Here is a 16,378-nt window from a genome sequence, read left to right on the forward strand (position 1 = left end):
GGTCAGTGGCGTTCGGCCTGCATGCGGGCCACGTACGCCGCGGCCTGCGAACGCCGCGCCATGCCCAGCTTGGACAGCAGGCTGGAGACGTAGTTCTTGATCGTCTTCTCCGCGAGGTGGAGCCGCTCGCCGATGGCCCGGTTGGTCATGCCCTCGCCGATCAGATCCAGGATCCTGCGCTCCTGTTCCGTCAGGTTGGCGAGCCGGTCGTCACCCTTGGGGCTGTTTCCGTCGCGCAGCCGTTCCAGCACGCGGGCGGTCGCCACCGGGTCGAGCAGGGACTTGCCGGCCGCCACGTCCCGCACCGCCGAGATGAGTTCGTTGCCACGGATCGCCTTGAGGACATAACCCGAGGCACCGGCCATGATCGCGTCGAAGAGCGCCTCGTCGTCGGCGTACGAGGTGAGCATGAGGCACGTGATGCCGTCGTTCCGCGACCGGACCTCGCGGCAGACCTCGACCCCGCTGCCGTCCGGCAGCCTGACGTCGAGCACGGCCACGTCGGGGCGGGTCGCGGGGATCCTGACCAGGGCGTCCGCCGCCGTACCCGCCTCGCCGACGACCTCGATGTCGTCCTCCACCGAGAGCAGCTCATGGACCCCGCGCCGGACCACTTCATGGTCGTCCAGCAGAAATACCCGGATTTTTCCGTCTTCGCGCACGGGGTCAGTCTCACATATTGGCTCTTCCCGTGCCCGGGGTGCCCGGGATAACGTGCCGGTGTTCCGGCGGCCCTCAAGGCTGTTGCCAACGCGCTGACCAGCTACTGCTCCCCTTTTTCGCGACCATTTCGAGATTTACTTGGAAATCCAAGCAAAATCGCAGGTCAAATGGGGTTTCGCAGGAATGCGGCGCACTGGGTAACGTGCCTATGACAGGGCGCTCGCCGGGGCACCTGTCACGCCCGACCCCGGCCGAGTCGCACCCACCCCGTGCGCGGGCACGGAGAAGGCGAGCCGCACTGGCTGCCCGGCGAACCCGGGGGCCGGACCGACGGAGGAGCACGCACGTGACCGTGGAGAGCACTGCCGCGCGCAAGACGACGCGCCGCAGCAGCGGCACCAAGCGCACTGCCAGCGCGAGCGTCAAGAAGGGGCAGGGCGCCGAGCCCGAGCTCGTTCAGCTGCTGACGCCCGAAGGGGAGCGCGTCCAGCACCCCGAGTACGACATCGACCTGAGCGCCGACGAGCTGCGCGGCCTCTACCGGGACATGGTCCTCACCCGCCGCTTCGACGCGGAGGCCACGGCCCTGCAGCGTCAGGGCGAGCTGGGCCTGTGGGCGTCGCTGCTCGGCCAGGAGGCCGCGCAGATCGGCTCCGGGCGCGCGCTGCGCGACGACGACTATGTCTTCCCGACCTATCGCGAGCACGGTGTCGCCTGGTGCCGCGGGGTCGACCCGACCAACCTGCTGGGCATGTTCCGCGGTGTGAACCACGGAGGGTGGGACCCGAACAGCAACAACTTCCACCTGTACACGATCGTCATCGGCTCGCAGACCCTGCACGCCACCGGCTACGCCATGGGCGTCGCCAAGGACGGCGCCGACTCCGCCGTGATCGCGTACTTCGGCGACGGAGCGTCCAGCCAGGGCGACGTGGCCGAGTCCTTCACCTTCTCGGCCGTCTACAACGCCCCGGTCGTCTTCTTCTGCCAGAACAACCAGTGGGCGATCTCCGAGCCCACCGAGCGGCAGACCAGGGTTCCGCTCTACCAGCGCGCGCAGGGCTACGGCTTCCCCGGCGTCCGCGTCGACGGCAACGACGTCCTCGCCTGCCTGGCCGTGACCCGCTCCGCCCTGGAGCGCGCCCGCCGCGGCGAGGGCCCGACCCTGGTCGAGGCGTTCACCTACCGCATGGGCGCGCACACCACCTCCGACGACCCGACCAAGTACCGGGCCGACGAGGAGCGCGAGGCCTGGGAGGCGAAGGACCCGATCCTGCGGCTCAAGGCGTACCTGGAGAAGGCCGGCCACGCCGACGCCGCCTTCTTCGAGGAGCTGGAGACGGAGAGCGAGGCGCTCGGCAAGCGCGTCCGCGAGGCCGTCCGTGCCATGCCGGACCCGGACCACATGGCGATCTTCGAGAATGTCTACGCCGACGGGCACGCGCTCGTCGACGAGGAGCGCGCGCAGTTCGCCGCCTACCAGGCGTCCTTCGCGGACGGAGGGGCCGAGTAATCATGGCTGTACAGAAGCTTCCCCTGGCCAAGGCGCTCAACGAGTCGCTCCGCACGGCCCTGGAGACCGACCCCAAGGTCCTCATCATGGGTGAGGACGTCGGAAAGCTCGGCGGTGTCTTCCGGGTCACCGACGGGCTGCAGAAGGACTTCGGCGAGGACCGGGTCATCGACACCCCGCTCGCCGAGTCCGGCATCGTCGGCACCGCGATCGGCCTGGCCCTGCGCGGCTACCGGCCCGTCGTCGAGATCCAGTTCGACGGATTCGTCTTCCCCGCGTACGACCAGATCGTCACGCAGCTCGCCAAGATGCACGCCCGCGCCCTCGGCAAGATCAAGCTGCCGGTCGTCATCCGCATCCCGTACGGCGGCGGCATCGGCGCGGTCGAGCACCACTCCGAGTCGCCCGAGGCGCTCTTCGCGCACGTGCCCGGCCTGAAGGTCGTCTCGCCGTCGAACTCCTCCGACGCGTACTGGATGCTCCAGCAGGCCATCCAGAGCGACGACCCGGTGATCTTCTTCGAGCCGAAGCGCCGCTACTGGGACAAGGGCGAGGTCGACACCGAAGCCATCCCCGGTGAGCTGCACAAGGCCCGGGTGGCCCGCCAGGGCACCGACCTCACGCTCGCCGCGTACGGTCCGATGGTGAAGGTCTGCCTGGAGGCCGCCGCGGCCGCCCAGGAGGAGGGCAAGTCGGTGGAGGTCCTGGACCTGCGCTCGATGTCCCCGATCGACTTCGACGCCATCCAGGCCTCGGTCGAGAAGACCCGCCGCCTGGTCGTGGTCCACGAGGCCCCGGTCTTCTACGGCTCCGGCGCGGAGATCGCCGCCCGGATCACCGAGCGCTGCTTCTACCACCTGGAGGCCCCCGTCCTGCGGGTCGGCGGCTACCACGCGCCGTATCCGCCGGCGCGCCTGGAGGAGGAGTACCTGCCGGGCCTGGACCGCGTGCTCGACGCCGTCGACCGCTCGCTGGCGTACTGAGGAGAGCATCGTGACGATCCGCGAATTCAAGATGCCCGACGTGGGCGAGGGCCTCACCGAGGCCGAGATCCTCAAGTGGTACGTCCAGCCCGGTGACACGGTCACCGACGGCCAGGTCGTCTGCGAGGTCGAGACGGCCAAGGCGGCGGTCGAGCTGCCGTGCCCCTTCGACGGTGTGGTGCACGAGCTGCGCTTCCCCGAGGGGACGACGGTCGACGTCGGCGAGGTGATCATCTCGGTGAACGTCGGCGGCGGTACGGCGGAGGCCGAGGCCCCCGCCCAGGCGCCGGTCGAGGCACCCGCCGCCGAGGAGCCGGCCGAGGACGAGCCCCAGGGCCGTCAGCCGGTCCTGGTCGGCTACGGCGTGGCCGCGACCTCCACCAAGCGCCGCGCCCGCAAGGGTGCGCCCACGGCACCGGCCGCGTCCGAACCGGCCGCGTCCGCACCGGCTGCTATCACCGCGCCCGTCTCCGTACCGGAGCAGCTCAACGGCCACGGGGGCCCGGCCGCCTCCCGCCCGCTGGCGAAGCCGCCGGTGCGCAAGCTGGCCAAGGACCTCGGGGTCGACCTGGCGACGGTCACGCCCACCGGTCCGGACGGGATCATCACCCGCGAGGACGTCCACGCGGCCGCCGCCCCGGCACCGGCCGCCGCGGCACCCGCCGTCGAAGCCCCGGCAGCGGCTCCGGCCCCCGCGCCCGCCGCCGCCTCCGCGGTGTCGACGGATGCGCGGGAGACCCGTGTGCCCATCAAGGGCGTACGGAAGGCCACGGCGGCGGCGATGGTCGGCTCGGCCTTCACCGCGCCGCACGTCACCGAGTTCGTGACCTTCGACATCACGCGCACGATGAAGCTGGTCGAGGAGCTCAAGTCCGACAAGGACATGGCGGGCCTGCGGGTCAACCCGCTGCTCCTCGTCGCCAAGGCCGTCCTGGTCGCCGTCAAGCGCAACCCGGAGATCAACGCGGCCTGGGACGAGGCGAACCAGGAGATCGTGCTCAAGCACTACGTCAACCTGGGTATCGCCGCGGCCACCCCGCGCGGTCTCATCGTGCCGAACATCAAGGACGCGCACGCCCAGACCCTGCCGGAGCTGTCCCGCTCCCTCAGCGAGCTGGTCGCCACCGCCCGCGAGGGCAAAACGACCCCGGCGGCCATGCAGGGCGGCACGTTCACCATCACCAACGTCGGCGTCTTCGGCGTCGACACCGGTACGCCCATCCTCAACCCGGGCGAGTCCGCGATCCTCGCGGTCGGTGCGATCAAGCTCCAGCCGTGGGTCCACAAGGGCAAGGTGAAGCCGCGTCAGGTCACCACGCTCGCGCTCTCCTTCGACCACCGGCTGGTCGACGGCGAGCTGGGCTCCAAGTTCCTGGCGGATGTCGCCGCGATTCTGGAGCAGCCGAAGCGATTGATCACCTGGGCGTGATCACCACCCCGGCCTGTTTCACGTGAAACGTCCGGCTGGGAGCGAAGTAAAGGGCCCGGGCACCTGAGGTGTCCGGGCTCTTCGTCGTGTCGTAGGCACGGCGTCCGGATGGCGGACTCGGCTGTCTGTTGTACCCCTGTTGTATCTAAGCTGTGCGCATGCCTTCCGCTCCCGCAGCAGCCGACCGTGTCTACACGCACGTCAAGCAGGCCGTCCTCGACCGCCGTTACGAGGGCGGGACCCTGCTCACCGAGGGGGAGCTGGCCCTCGCCGTCGGGGTGTCCCGGACCCCCGTGCGGGAGGCGCTGCTCAAACTGGAGATGGAAGGGCTGCTCAAGCTCTACCCCAAGAAGGGCGCCCTGGTTCTCCGCCCAGGAGATCGCCGATGTCGTGGAGACCCGGCTGCTGGTCGAGGAGTTCGCCGTGCGGCGGGCCGTGCCCGCCTCGCCGGCGCTGATCGCGCGGCTCGAAGAGCTCCTGGAGGAGCAGAAGCGGCGGGCCGGGGCCGGGGACCTCGCCGAGGTCGCCGTCACCGACCGCTGCTTCCACGCCGAGATCGTCCAGCACGCCGGGAACCAGATCCTCGCCCGCCTCTACGACCAGCTGCGCGACCGCCAGCTCCGCATGGGCGTCGCCGTGATGCAGTCGCACCCGGACCGTATCGCCAAGAACATCACCGAGCACGCCGAGATCCTGGAGCGGATCCGGGCGGGCGACGTCGAGGGTGCCGCCGCCTGCGTCCGGCAGCACCTGAGCTGGGTCAAGGTCCTGGTCCGGGGTGAGGCGCGGTGAGCGGACGTGGATTCGGATCCGCCGTCACCCTCCCCGGCGACCCGCCCGGCGGCAGGCGCGCCGCCCTCGTCTGGGGCGTCGGCGTCGCCGTCTACTTCGTCGCCGTCATCTTCCGTACGTCGCTGGGCGTCGCCGGCCTCGACGCCGCCGACCGCTTCGACGTCAACGCCTCCGCCCTCTCCACCTTCTCGATCCTCCAGCTCCTCGTCTACGCGGGCATGCAGATACCCGTCGGCCTGATGGTCGACCGGCTCGGCACCAAGAAAGTGCTGACGCTCGGCGTCGTCCTCTTCACCGTCGGGCAGCTGGGCTTCGCGCTCTCCCCCTCGTACGGCATGGCGCTGGCCTCCCGCGCGCTGCTCGGCTGCGGCGACGCGATGACGTTCATCAGCGTGCTGCGGCTCGGCGGCCGCTGGTTCCCCGCCCGGCGCGGACCGCTGATCGCCCAGCTCGCCGGTCTCGTCGGGATGGCCGGCAATCTCGTCTCCACCCTCGTCATCGCCCGGCTCCTGCACGGCGTCGGCTGGACCGCCGCCTTCGCGGGCAGCGCCGTCGCTGGCGTCGCGGTCCTCGTCCTGCTGCTGGTCTTCCTCAAGGACCACCCCGAGGGCCACGAACCCGCGCCGGTCGCGCACGCCGGTGCCACGTACGTCCGCCGGCAGATCGCCGAGTCCTGGCGGGAGCCCGGCACCCGGCTCGGCCTGTGGGTGCACTTCACGACCCAGTTCCCGGCCATGGTGTTCCTGCTGCTGTGGGGGCTCCCGTTCCTCGTCGAGGCGCAGGGGCTCTCCCCGGAGACGGCCGGCGGGCTGCTCACCCTGGTGGTGGCCTCGAACATGGTCGTGGGGCTGGTCTACGGCCAGATCATCGCCCGCCACCACGCCGCCCGCGCCCCGCTGGCCCTCGGCACCATCGCCGTGACCGCCGCCCTGTGGGGGACCACCCTCGCCTTCCCCGGCGACCGCGCCCCCATGTGGCTGCTGATCACCCTCTGCGCGGTCCTCGGCGCCTGCGGACCCGCCTCCATGATCGGCTTCGACTTCGCCCGTCCGGCCAACCCGCCGGAGCGTCAGGGCACGGCCTCGGGAATCGTCAACATGGGTGGTTTCGTCGCCTCGATGACGACGCTGCTGGCGGTCGGCGTCCTTCTCGACGCCACCGGCGGCAACTACCGGATCGCCTTCTCCTCCGTCTTCGTCCTGGAGGCCCTGGGCTTCGTGCAGATCCTGCGCCTGAAGGCCCGTACGGCGAAGCGCGAGCGCGAACGGCTGGTCGCCAGCCGGGTGGAGGCCGTGCACGTCCCCGTCTGAACAGCCCCTTCCGGGGGTGGCTACCGGGGCGTCACCGTGAAGTGGTCCAGGATCGCCGCCGCGAGGTCCAGGTCGCCCTCGGTCTTGACCCGGTCGGCCACGTCGGCCGGCCGGACCCGGCCGCACGCCAGACGGACGTACGTCTCCCAGTCCATCGCCAGCGTCGCCGCGGGCCCCAGGGACGGCGCGCCGTCGACCGAACCCCGGCCCTCCGCGTCCACCCGTACGGTCCGCAGGAACTCCACGGGTCCGTGCACGTCGAGGACGACCGCCGAGTTCGTGGGCGCGCCCGCGTCCTTGGCGACCACCTTCGGCAGCGCTTCGAGCAGGACGTCACGGGTGACCAGGGCGGCGGGGGAGTCGAGGTTGCCGGGCCGGCCCAGCGCGGTGCGCAGATCCTGCTCGTGCACCCAGACGTCGAAGGCGCGCATGCGGTAGGCCAGTTCTAGGGTCTGCTCGGCGCCCAGGGGGGCGCGGACGAGCTGGTCCGGCTTCCGGTTCTCGTTGCGGAGCATCCGCGCCCGGCGGATCAGGACGTATTCGAGCTCCGAGGTCATCTCGGGCGCGGTGTGGTGCCGGCGCACATCGACCTGCATCTCCATGTAGCGCGCGAAGTCGCTGCGTACGTGGTAGAGGTCGCGGGGCAGGGAGTGGATGGGGCGCGGGTCGCCGAGCATCTCGCACTCCATGCCGATGACATGGGACACGATGTCCCGCACCGACCAGCCCGGGCACGGTGTGGCGCGGTTCCATTCGCCTTCCACGAGCGGCTGCACCAGCTCGGATATCGCTTCGATGGAGTGGGTCCAGGCGTCGGCGTAGGTCTGAAGGCTGGGATGGACGGTCACGGGACCCCTCGGCGGTTCTGCGGTGCGCGGGCTGAAAACAAGACTGCTTGGGAGGCTCGGACGCTAAGTTACGCTGCCCGAAGGCACCCCGGCAGTGCTTTCGTGTGACGATCGTAGGCCCGTGTTGACGACTCGAATGCCAGGACGGTGGTAGTGTGCGCGCCTCGCTGATCCAGATCGCAGTAAACCCGTATGAATCGGTCGAATCCCGCCGTGCGCGGGTGGCCGGACTGGTACGGGCGGAGCGCGGTGCCGCCGATCTCGTCGTGCTGCCGGAGCTCTGGCCCACGGGGGCGTTCGCGTACGAGTCCTTCGCGGCGGAATCGGAGCCGCTGAAGGGGCCGACGTACGAGGCGATGGCCGCCGCCGCCCGGGACGCGGGGGTCTGGCTGCACGCCGGGTCGGTCGTCGAGGCGGTGGGCGGCGCGCTCTACAACACCTCGCTCGTCCTCACACCGGCGGGCGAACTCGCCGCGAGCTATCGCAAGATCCACCGTTTCGGCTTCGACAAGGGGGAGGCCGTGCTGATGGCGGCGGGCGAGGAGCCGGTGACGGTCGCCCTGCCCGGCCTGACGGCCGGCGTCGCCACCTGTTACGACCTGCGCTTCCCCGAGCTCTTCCGGGCCCTGGTCGACGCGGGCGCGCAGGCGTTCGTCGTCCCGGCAGGCTGGCCGGCCCGCCGCCGCGAGCACTGGACCGTGCTCGCACGGGCGCGTGCCGTGGAGAACCAGGCGTACATGCTGGCCTGCGGCACGGCCGGCACGCACGCGGGCGTGGAGCAGGCCGGCCACTCGATCGTGGTCGACCCCTGGGGCGAGGTCCTGGCGGAGGCGGGCCCGGACGAGGAGATCCTTCGGGTGGAGCTGGACCCGGTGAAGGTGACGACGACCCGGGATCAGTTCCCGGCTTTGAAGGACCGCGTCCTGGGCGTGGCGAAGCCGACGCGGCCGTGAGCCGCTGAGGGGAGTGCGGGCCGCGGGGGCGGGAGCCCGAGCCCTGATCCGGCCTGATCCAAACGGAAGACCCTAGGAGCGCCCGTCGCCGGGACCCCCCGCCTCCTCGACCTTCCGGCCCAGGACACCGAGGACCTCCTGGAGGCCCTGGTGGACACCTCGCTCCTGGAGTGGCGGCCCCGGGCCGCTACCGCTCAGACCACGATCGCGTTCAGGGTCGCCGGGGACGGTTCCGCCGTGGCGGCCCCCGGGGCGTACTCGCGCCAGGCCGACGCCAGTCTGCGGACCGCCTCCGCCAGGACGTCCGGGGGCAGCAGGAAGTGCAGGCGCAGACGGCCGGTGCTGCCGCCCAGCGCGTCCATCGTGGCGCCCGGCAGGACGGCCACCCCGTGGCGCAGCGCGACCTGGGCGAAGGCCACGCCGTCGCCGTACGGGAGGCGCACCCACACCGTCTGGCCGCCGGCGGCCGGAGCGCAGGTCCACGACGGCAGCCGCCGCGCCAGCTCCGCCCGCAGCCGATCGTGGCCCACGCGCAGGGTCCGCACCCGGTCGGCCACGATCACGTCGAAGTCGTCGAACAGCCGTGTGGCGACCAGTTGCGCCGGGACGTCGGACCCCAGGTCGTGGATGGCCTTGAGCCGGGCCAGCCGGGCGATCAACCCCGCCGACCCCCGTACCCAGCCGATCCGCAGCCCGGCCCACACCACCTTGCTCAGCGAGCCGACCCCCACGACCTCACCGAACGACGACAACGGCAGCGGCGCCCGTCCGGGCTCGAACGCGAGATCGGCGAGCACCTCGTCGTCGACCAGTGGCACCCCGAGCGCGTTCGCCGCCTCGACGAGACGACGGCCCGGCAGCTGCGGAAGAACGGACCCGGTCGGATTCTGGAAACGCGGCACCACATACGCGAGGGCCGGACGGTGACGCTCCATCAGCCGGATCGCCTCCGCCACGTCCACCCCGTCCGGCCCCACCGCCACCGGGTACGGCACCGCCGCCGCCTCCCGGAACAGGTCGAGCGCCCCCGGATACGTCGGCGCCTCGACGAGGACCCCGTCGCCGGGCGCCACGAGCAGCCGGGTCAGCAGCGAAAGCGCCTGCTGGGCCCCCGTGGTGACCAGGATCTGCTCCGGCTCGGTCGGCACGCCCCGTTCCGCGTACCGCCGTGCGATCGCCGCCCGCAGCCCGGGCAGGCCCGCCGGGTGATAGCCGAGGTCGTCGTCCGGCAGGGCGAGCGAGGCGTACGCCCGCGCCAACTCCGGCGGCGGACCCACCGGCGCCGCGCAGCTCAACAGGATCACGTCGTCCGGCGTCTCCAGCAGGTGCAGGAAGAGCGGGTTCGACGTCTCCCGGACCCGCGGGCCGGGAGCGAGAGCGGCGGACGCCACCCGTGTGCCACTGCCCTGCCGCCGCACGAGCCGCCCCTCCTGCCGCAACGTGTCGTACGCGGCGACGACCGTCGTACGGCCCACCGCGAGCGCGGTCGCGAGCCGCCGGTCCGGCGGCAGCGGCGCACCCGCCGGAAGCAGCCCCTCGTCGATCAACTGCCGGAAACGGGCCGCGAGGAGGAGATACAGCGGCCCCCGTCCGGCGGACCAGCGGCCGAGCCGGGCGACGAGGTCGTCCACGGAGAGAGAGATTGGTTCCATCGACGGACCAATCTGCCGTGATTGGCCCTGTGGCGGCAAGGGGGCTGTCCACAGACTGGCGATCATGATCGACGACACCGCGGCACTCCGCCCCGAAACCCTCGCTGTCCACCCGCCGCAGCCGCTCATCAGCGGCAGCACACCACTCGGAGTCCCCCTCCACCAGGGGCACGTCTTCGCCTTCGACAGCGCCGAGGCGATGGCCGACGCCATCCACACCCCCGGCACCTTCCTCTACAGCCGCCTCGGCAACCCCACCGTCCGCGCCCTGGAGGACGCCGTCGCCCGCCTGGAGGGCGGCGTCGCCGGCCTCTCCTTCGCCTCCGGCATGGGCGCCATCAACGCGGTCCTGCTCGGACTGCTCTCCGCCGGCGGCCATGTCGTCGCGCAGAGCTGCCTGTACGGCGGTACGTACGCGGTCCTCAGCGACCTCGCCGAGCGCTGGGGCGTCGAGGTCAGCTACGTCTCCGGCACGGACCCGGACGAGGTCCGCCGCGTCCTGCGGCCCGAGACTCGGCTGCTCTACCTGGAGACCATCGCCAACCCGACGACCCGGGTCGCCGACCTTCCCGCCCTGATCGCCGTCGCGGCGGAGGCGGGCGTCCCGACCGCCGTCGACAACACCTTCGCCTCGCCGCTGCTCTGCCGGCCCGTCGAGTTCGGCGCGGACGTCGTCATCCACTCCGCGACCAAGTACCTCGCCGGGCACGCGGACGTCCTCGGCGGCATGGCCGTCTTCCGGGACGCCGAGCTGTACGGCCGTATCCGCCGCTACGCGATCGAGCAGGGCGCCTCCACCGACCCGTTCGCCGCCTGGCTGACGCTGCGCGGCATGCAGACGCTGCCGCTGCGCATCGAGAGGCAGTGCGCCACGGCCCTGGACCTGGCGGAGCGGCTCGCGGACCACCCGGCGGTCGCCGCCGTACGCCACCCGGCGCTGGCCGGGCACCCTGACGGGACCGTCGCCCGCCGCCTGCTGCCGAACGGTGGCGGCGGGGTGATCTCCTTCGACCTCGCGGGCGGCCGCGAGGCGGGCGGTGCGTTCGTCGGGGCGGTACGAGTGGCTTCGCTGAGCCTGTCCCTGGGCGACGTGAAGACCCTCGTGATGCACCCCGCCTCCACCTCCCACCGCCAACTGGACGCGGCCGCCCTCGACGCGGCGGGCATCGGGCCGGGGACGGTACGGGTGTCCGTCGGAATCGAGCACGTCGAGGACCTGTGGGCGGATCTGGACCAGGCGCTGGAGCGGGCGGCGAACGCGACGGCCTGAGCGGCACCGGGGCGATCCGCTGCCGGCCGATCCGCTGCCGGGCGTCCCGGTCTCGGGCGTCCCGGTCTCGGTGTCCTGCTCCCGGGCGTCCTGCTCGGTGAGGTCCCTACCCCTCCCGCTCGCGTTCGGACATCCGGATCACGCACACCGCCACCGCGATCAGCAGCGCCGGGTCGGCGTCCTCGCGGACCACGTTCACGGCGTACGTGTCCCGGACGTGGAACCACTGACGGGAGATGTGGGCGAGGAGTTCACCGTCGTGCTCGACGGTGAACTCCCGGTCCAGGATCCTGCCGCTGACGTCCAGCTCCGTGCCGTCGGCCAGCGTGACGCGGTAGTGGTTGCGGAGCAGGGAGAGACGCTTCCTGCGGATGGTGGCGAGCGGCCGGCCGTCCCTCTCGAGCGTCATCGCGTCCCGCAGGCTGAACACCTTCTGCCGCAGCGTGGCCAGGACCCGCCCGTGAGGGTCCTTCAACTCGAGGGTGTCGCGCAGCCGCAGGGCCTTGCCGTCGACGAGGAAGGCGTGGTGGCCGTTCTCGTCCTCGATCCAGTAGTCGTCGCCGATGGCGAAGATTTTGTCCCGTACGAGATATTTCATGCCGTCAGGGGTTCCCCGTCCGCGTCCGCTTCACGCAGGACCGAAGTAGCGGGTGAAGGGATCGGCGGTGGCGCCGAGCACCGCGCCGAAGGGCGCGTTCAGCTGGTGGATCAGGAGCACCGTGAAGGCGATGAAGCCGGCCAGGCCCATCACCATCACCACGTGGGTGACACTGCGCTGGACGCCGAACAGGAACATGAAGGCCAGCGTCAGCGCACCGCCGATGAGCAGGCCCGTCCACAGGACCGGTGGCAGCCGCTCCTGGGCCGACGCCTCCCGGCCGCGCCGGGCGTCGTCGACTGAGCTGAGCTGGGCGACCAACTCCTGGGCGGCGATCTGCTCGGACGTCGAGGCCGTCCTGTCCACCTCGCCGGCGGCGCGGAGCCGGTCGAGCAGGTTCCAGCCCGTCGAGCCGAGGGGGCGGCCCTCGGCCATCAGCGGCCACTCGACGCCGACGACGTGGGAGGCGTACGAGCGGGCCGCGGCGCGGACGGGGCCGCGCCGGTCCTCCGGGAGCGAACCGGCCAGCAGATAGGTCTGGTGCAGGGCGCTCGCCTCGACCTGGACGTGGTCGGCGGCGGCGGACCGGTTGTCCCAGACGGAGACGAGGCACAGGCCGAGCACGACGGCGTAGAGCACCGAGACCATCATCGCGATGTACTCGGCCACGTCCTCGCGGGGCTCCTCGTCGTCCGCGACCGGGAACAGCTTCGTCTTGACGACCACGGCGAGAGCGGCGAGCAGCGCCACGCCGAGCACGATGGCGATCGTTTCCAGCAGGACCATGGTGTTCTCCCGGGGGCGGCGAGGTCAGCGGGGGCGGGAGCCGAACAGGGCGGCCGCGACCGCGGCGGGGATCAGGAGCAGCACGAGGAACAGCACGATCCCCATCTCGGGCAGCTCACGGGACCGGCGGCGGAGCCGGGGGAGGAGCCCCTCGTCGTCGGCGGGAACGGGGACCCGGGTGTCGGGGACGGGGATCTGCCCCGGGATCTCACCGATCCGCCCGGGAATCCGGGCCGGCACCTCGCCCGGGGGGCGGACGCCCGGTACGTCCCCGGGGGCGCGGACGAGCCCTGGGACCGCTGGCACCGCCGGGCCTGCTGGTGCGGCCGCGGCGTGGGCGGCGGCCGGTGCTCCCGGGACTGCCCCGGGCCCCGCGACGCCGCCCGCGGCGGCCCCTGCACCGGCGGCCCCCGCCCCCGCCCCCGCTCCCGCAGCCGCCCCGGCTCCCGCAGCCGCCCCGGCCCCCGCAGCCGCGCCGGCCCCCGCAGCCGCACCGGCAGCAGCGGCGGCGCCTGCGGCGCCTGGCACACCGGCAGCACCGGCAGCACCGGCAGCACCGGCAGCACCCGCGGCACCCGCGGCACCCGCTGTCCCAGCAGCAGCACCCGCTGCACCGACCGCACCCGCCGCACCCGCCGCGCCCGTGCCTGCCGCAGCCGCTCCCGCCGCCCCCGGCACCCCACTCCCGACCACCCCAGGTGCGACCGGTGCCCCCGGCTGCGCCACCCCGCCAGGCGGAACCGCACCGCCAGGCGGAACCGCACCGCCAGGCGGAACCGCCACGCCAGGCGGAGCCACCCCGCGCCCCGTACTCCGCTCCGCCGCCCGCAGGGTGAAGACGGCCGAGGCGCGGGCGGTCAGCAGTGGTGGGGCCACCGGGCTCCCGTCCGGGCCCACCGTCGTGACCCGGTCGCTGCCGGAGACCAGGCCCGTACTGCGGTGCGTTCCCGGTGGCCGGCGGACGGTCACGGAGCAGCGGGCCGACGCCCCGGGAGCGAGCACCGGCACGGTGCCGGGCCTGCCCGCGCAGCCGATGCGTCCGGCGTCCCGCCCCAGGGCGGGGTCGGTGAGCCGGATCCCGTGCACCGGCCGGTTGCCCGGATTGGTGACGGTGTACTCGACGTCCGCCGCGAGCTGCGGCGGACGTCGAGTGCGGGCCGTCTCCGTCAGCGTCAGGGCCCCGGTGACACCCGTGTAACCGGAACGGGCGGTGGCCGTGAGCCGCTTCCGTAGCGAGGGAACGGAGCCCACCGCCTTCGCCGTACCGCCGTGGTGGCCCACCACGGCCGGAAATCTGGCCGTGCACACCAGGGTCCGCAGGGCCGCCAGGGTGTCGCTCGGGCAGTGGACGGACCCGGCAGGCGCGCCGGGGTCGGTGATCCGGACGCGGTGGAGATCGGCCTCGCCGCGGTTGGCCAGGTGGTACCGCTTCACCACCACGCCCCCGGCCCGGACGGCCGGTGGCCGCGCCCACGTGTCGTGCCAGGTGTTGACCGTGATGGTCAGGCGCAGCGCGGCGTCGCCCACCCCGCCGGCGCGCGCCGCCGGGAGCGAAAGGAACGGGAGCGGAACGAGGAGGACCACCGCCAGGAGCGACAGCCCGGCACGCCGACGCCGCATGACACCTCACCCACCGCTCTCAGCCGGGAGGACGAAAAATCGGATGATCTTCCCGCCATGGTGGCCAGTGCCATGGCACATGCCATAGGCAAGACACGCCACACGCTCCCCACCCGGCCCTCTGTTTCACCCGTACGGCACCCTGGAGCCATGAACGACTCCGCGTCTGCTCCCCACCGCGCCCGCGCCCGTGTCCGCGCCCCCGAGCTCGTCGGCAAGGGCGGCTGGCTGAACACCGGCGGAGACGATCTCACCCTCGCCGACCTGCGCGGGAAGATCGTTCTTCTCGATTTCTGGACCTTTTGCTGCATCAACTGCCTCCACGTCCTCGACGAGCTGCGCGAGCTGGAGGAGCGGCACCGGGACACCCTCGTGATCGTCGGCGTCCACTCGCCCAAGTTCGTGCACGAGGCCGACCACCAGGCCGTCGTCGACGCCGTCGAGCGCTACGAGGTGCACCACCCGGTGCTCGACGACCCGGAGCTCGCGACCTGGAAGCAGTACGCCGTACGCGCCTGGCCGACGCTCGTCGTCATCGACCCCGAGGGGTATGTCGTCGCCCAGCACGCCGGCGAGGGGCACGCCAACGCGATCCGCACCCTCGTCGAGGAGCTGGAGGCCGAGCACGGCGCCAAGGGGACGCTGCGGCGCGGGGACGGGCCGTACGTGCCGCCGGAGCCGGTCGCCACCGATCTGCGGTTCCCCGGCAAGGCGGTCGTCCTGCCCTCCGGCAACCTGCTCGTCTCCGACACCACCCGCCACCAGCTCGTCGAGCTGGAGCCGGACGGCGAGAGCGTCGTGCGGCGGATCGGGGGCAAGGAGTTCCGTGAACCGCAGGGTCTCGCCCTCCTCCCCGACGGCAAGGTCGTCGTCGCCGACACCGTCAACCACGCGCTGCGCACCTTCGACCCGCAGACCGGTGCGATCGAGCTGATCGCCGGAACCGGCCGCCAGTGGTGGCAGGGCTCCCCTACCTCGGGACCGGCGCTCGACGTCGACCTGTCCTCGCCGTGGGACGTGGCCTGGTGGCGGGGCAAGGTGTGGATCGCCATGGCCGGGGTCCACCAGCTGTGGACGTACGACCCCGAGACGGGGACGGTCGAGGTCGCGGCGGGTACGACCAACGAGGGTCTGGTCGACGGACCGGCCGCCGAGGCGTGGTTCGCCCAGCCGTCCGGTCTTGCCGCCACCGAGGAGCGGCTGTGGATCGCCGACTCCGAGACCAGCGCCCTGCGCTGGATCGACACCGAGGACGTCGTGCACACGGCCGTCGGCACCGGGCTCTTCGACTTCGGCCACCGTGACGGCGCCGCCGAGCAGGCCCTCTTCCAGCACCCGCTGGGTGTGACCGCCCTGCCCGACGGGTCCGTCGCCGTGAGCGACACGTACAACCACGCGCTGCGCCGCTACGACCCGGCGACCGGCGAGGTCACCACCCTCGCCACCGATCTGCGCGAGCCGAGCGACGCCGTGCTGGTCGGGGACGACATCGTCGTCGTCGAGTCGGCCCGGCACCGGGTGACGCGGCTGCGGCTGCCGGAGGAGGCCGTGCGGGTGGAGTCGGTCGCCCACCGCACCCGGCGCGAGGCCGCCGAGATCGCTCCCGGCCGGCTCCGCCTCGACGTCGTCTTCCAGGCGCCGACGGGGCAGAAGCTGGACGAGCGGTACGGCCCCTCGACCCGGCTCCTCGTCTCCTCGACCCCGCCCGAGCTGCTGCTCGCCGGCGAGGGCACGGGCACGGACCTCTTCCGGGAGCTGGACCTCAATCCGGAGATCGGTGAGGGCGTCCTGCACGTCTCGGCGATGGCGGCGTCCTGCGACGACGACCCGGCCAACGAGTACCCGGCCTGCCATGTCCACCAGCAGGACTGGGGTGTGCCGGTGACGGTGACGGAGAACGGCGTCACCCGGCTGCCGTTGATCCTCGCGGGCATGGACGCCTGACGCCCCACGCGCGTGGG

The 16,378-nt window shown here is 72.4% G+C and carries 13 protein-coding genes and 1 pseudogene; 8 read left to right on the forward strand and 6 right to left on the reverse strand.

The annotated features are described in order from the left end of the window. Nucleotides 1-2: 2 nt before the first annotated feature. On the reverse strand, nt 3-662 hold the full coding sequence (locus ACWDX6_RS07190; RefSeq protein ID WP_451483938.1) for a response regulator: 660 nt from the start codon (nt 660-662) through the stop codon (nt 3-5). A gap of 347 nt (nt 663-1,009) precedes the next feature. Between ACWDX6_RS07190 and pdhA the strand changes: the two genes are divergently transcribed. The 5 genes and pseudogenes from pdhA to ACWDX6_RS07215 all read left to right on the forward strand — a co-directional run bounded on the left by pdhA (nt 1,010) and on the right by ACWDX6_RS07215 (nt 6,690). Beyond that, nucleotides 1,010-2,176, forward strand: a complete 1,167-nt coding sequence (gene pdhA, locus ACWDX6_RS07195) for a pyruvate dehydrogenase (acetyl-transferring) E1 component subunit alpha (protein WP_356887112.1) — start codon at nt 1,010-1,012, stop codon at nt 2,174-2,176. Nucleotides 2,177-2,178: 2 nt separating this feature from the next. Next, entirely contained in the window at nt 2,179-3,159 is a 981-nt protein-coding gene (locus tag ACWDX6_RS07200; protein ID WP_451483939.1) for an alpha-ketoacid dehydrogenase subunit beta, read from the forward strand. Nucleotides 3,160-3,190: 31 nt separating this feature from the next. Further along, on the forward strand, nt 3,191-4,588 hold the full coding sequence (locus tag ACWDX6_RS07205) for a dihydrolipoamide acetyltransferase family protein (RefSeq protein ID WP_451484023.1): 1,398 nt from the start codon (nt 3,191-3,193) through the stop codon (nt 4,586-4,588). A 158-nt stretch (nt 4,589-4,746) separates the two neighbouring features. Beyond that, a pseudogene (locus ACWDX6_RS07210) lies at nt 4,747-5,380 on the forward strand (GntR family transcriptional regulator). Then, complete coding sequence (locus tag ACWDX6_RS07215; protein ID WP_451483940.1) at nt 5,377-6,690, forward strand: MFS transporter; 1,314 nt, start codon at nt 5,377-5,379, stop codon at nt 6,688-6,690. The pseudogene ACWDX6_RS07210 and the gene ACWDX6_RS07215 overlap by 4 nt, the downstream one beginning before the upstream one ends. Nucleotides 6,691-6,710: 20 nt before the next feature. Here the strand turns inward: ACWDX6_RS07215 and ACWDX6_RS07220 are convergent, their stop codons facing one another. Then, nucleotides 6,711-7,538 carry a maleylpyruvate isomerase family mycothiol-dependent enzyme gene (locus tag ACWDX6_RS07220; RefSeq protein ID WP_356887104.1) on the reverse strand — a complete coding sequence of 276 codons (828 nt, stop codon included), beginning with the start codon at nt 7,536-7,538 and terminating at the stop codon, nt 6,711-6,713. 155 nt (nt 7,539-7,693) lie between these two features. On the opposite strand from ACWDX6_RS07220, the gene ACWDX6_RS07225 reads away from it, so the two are divergent. Further along, on the forward strand, nt 7,694-8,491 hold the full coding sequence (locus tag ACWDX6_RS07225) for a carbon-nitrogen family hydrolase (RefSeq protein ID WP_451483941.1): 798 nt from the start codon (nt 7,694-7,696) through the stop codon (nt 8,489-8,491). A 194-nt stretch (nt 8,492-8,685) separates the two neighbouring features. On the opposite strand, the gene ACWDX6_RS07230 is transcribed toward ACWDX6_RS07225, so the two are convergent. Beyond that, nucleotides 8,686-10,143, reverse strand: coding sequence for an aminotransferase-like domain-containing protein (locus ACWDX6_RS07230; protein WP_451483942.1), 1,458 nt, complete (start codon nt 10,141-10,143; stop codon nt 8,686-8,688). Nucleotides 10,144-10,207: 64 nt separating this feature from the next. Here ACWDX6_RS07230 and ACWDX6_RS07235 point away from each other — a divergent pair, with 64 nt between their 5' ends. After that, complete coding sequence (locus ACWDX6_RS07235) at nt 10,208-11,413, forward strand: trans-sulfuration enzyme family protein (protein ID WP_451483943.1); 1,206 nt, start codon at nt 10,208-10,210, stop codon at nt 11,411-11,413. A 106-nt stretch (nt 11,414-11,519) separates the two neighbouring features. On the opposite strand, the gene ACWDX6_RS07240 is transcribed toward ACWDX6_RS07235, so the two are convergent. From ACWDX6_RS07240 to ACWDX6_RS07250, 3 genes are read right to left on the reverse strand one after another with little or no spacing between them, the layout of a single operon-like run. Continuing rightward, on the reverse strand, nt 11,520-12,011 hold the full coding sequence (locus ACWDX6_RS07240) for an LURP-one-related/scramblase family protein (protein WP_451483944.1): 492 nt from the start codon (nt 12,009-12,011) through the stop codon (nt 11,520-11,522). Between the two features lie 30 nt (nt 12,012-12,041). Beyond that, nucleotides 12,042-12,797 carry a bestrophin-like domain gene (locus ACWDX6_RS07245; protein WP_451483945.1) on the reverse strand — a complete coding sequence of 252 codons (756 nt, stop codon included), beginning with the start codon at nt 12,795-12,797 and terminating at the stop codon, nt 12,042-12,044. A gap of 24 nt (nt 12,798-12,821) precedes the next feature. Continuing rightward, entirely contained in the window at nt 12,822-14,417 is a 1,596-nt protein-coding gene (locus ACWDX6_RS07250) for a hypothetical protein (protein WP_451483946.1), read from the reverse strand. 150 nt (nt 14,418-14,567) lie between these two features. Between ACWDX6_RS07250 and ACWDX6_RS07255 the strand changes: the two genes are divergently transcribed. After that, nucleotides 14,568-16,361, forward strand: a complete 1,794-nt coding sequence (locus ACWDX6_RS07255) for an NHL domain-containing thioredoxin family protein (protein ID WP_451483947.1) — start codon at nt 14,568-14,570, stop codon at nt 16,359-16,361. Nucleotides 16,362-16,378: the final 17 nt, after the last annotated feature.

This window comes from Streptomyces sp. NPDC003027 (assembly GCF_053591435.1).

Bases quoted from the DNA above. Each gene is read 5' to 3' on its own strand.
- ACWDX6_RS07200 (WP_451483939.1), top strand. From the start codon at position 2,179: ATGGCTGTACAGAAGCTTCCCCTGGCCAAGGCGCTCAACGAGTCGCTC.
- ACWDX6_RS07240 (WP_451483944.1), bottom strand. From the start codon at position 12,011: ATGAAATATCTCGTACGGGACAAAATCTTCGCCATCGGCGACGACTAC.
- ACWDX6_RS07230 (WP_451483942.1), bottom strand. From the start codon at position 10,143: ATGGAACCAATCTCTCTCTCCGTGGACGACCTCGTCGCCCGGCTCGGC.
- ACWDX6_RS07255 (WP_451483947.1), top strand. From the start codon at position 14,568: ATGAACGACTCCGCGTCTGCTCCCCACCGCGCCCGCGCCCGTGTCCGC.
- ACWDX6_RS07245 (WP_451483945.1), bottom strand. From the start codon at position 12,797: ATGGTCCTGCTGGAAACGATCGCCATCGTGCTCGGCGTGGCGCTGCTC.
- ACWDX6_RS07250 (WP_451483946.1), bottom strand. From the start codon at position 14,417: ATGCGGCGTCGGCGTGCCGGGCTGTCGCTCCTGGCGGTGGTCCTCCTC.
- ACWDX6_RS07205 (WP_451484023.1), top strand. From the start codon at position 3,191: ATGCCCGACGTGGGCGAGGGCCTCACCGAGGCCGAGATCCTCAAGTGG.
- ACWDX6_RS07235 (WP_451483943.1), top strand. From the start codon at position 10,208: ATGATCGACGACACCGCGGCACTCCGCCCCGAAACCCTCGCTGTCCAC.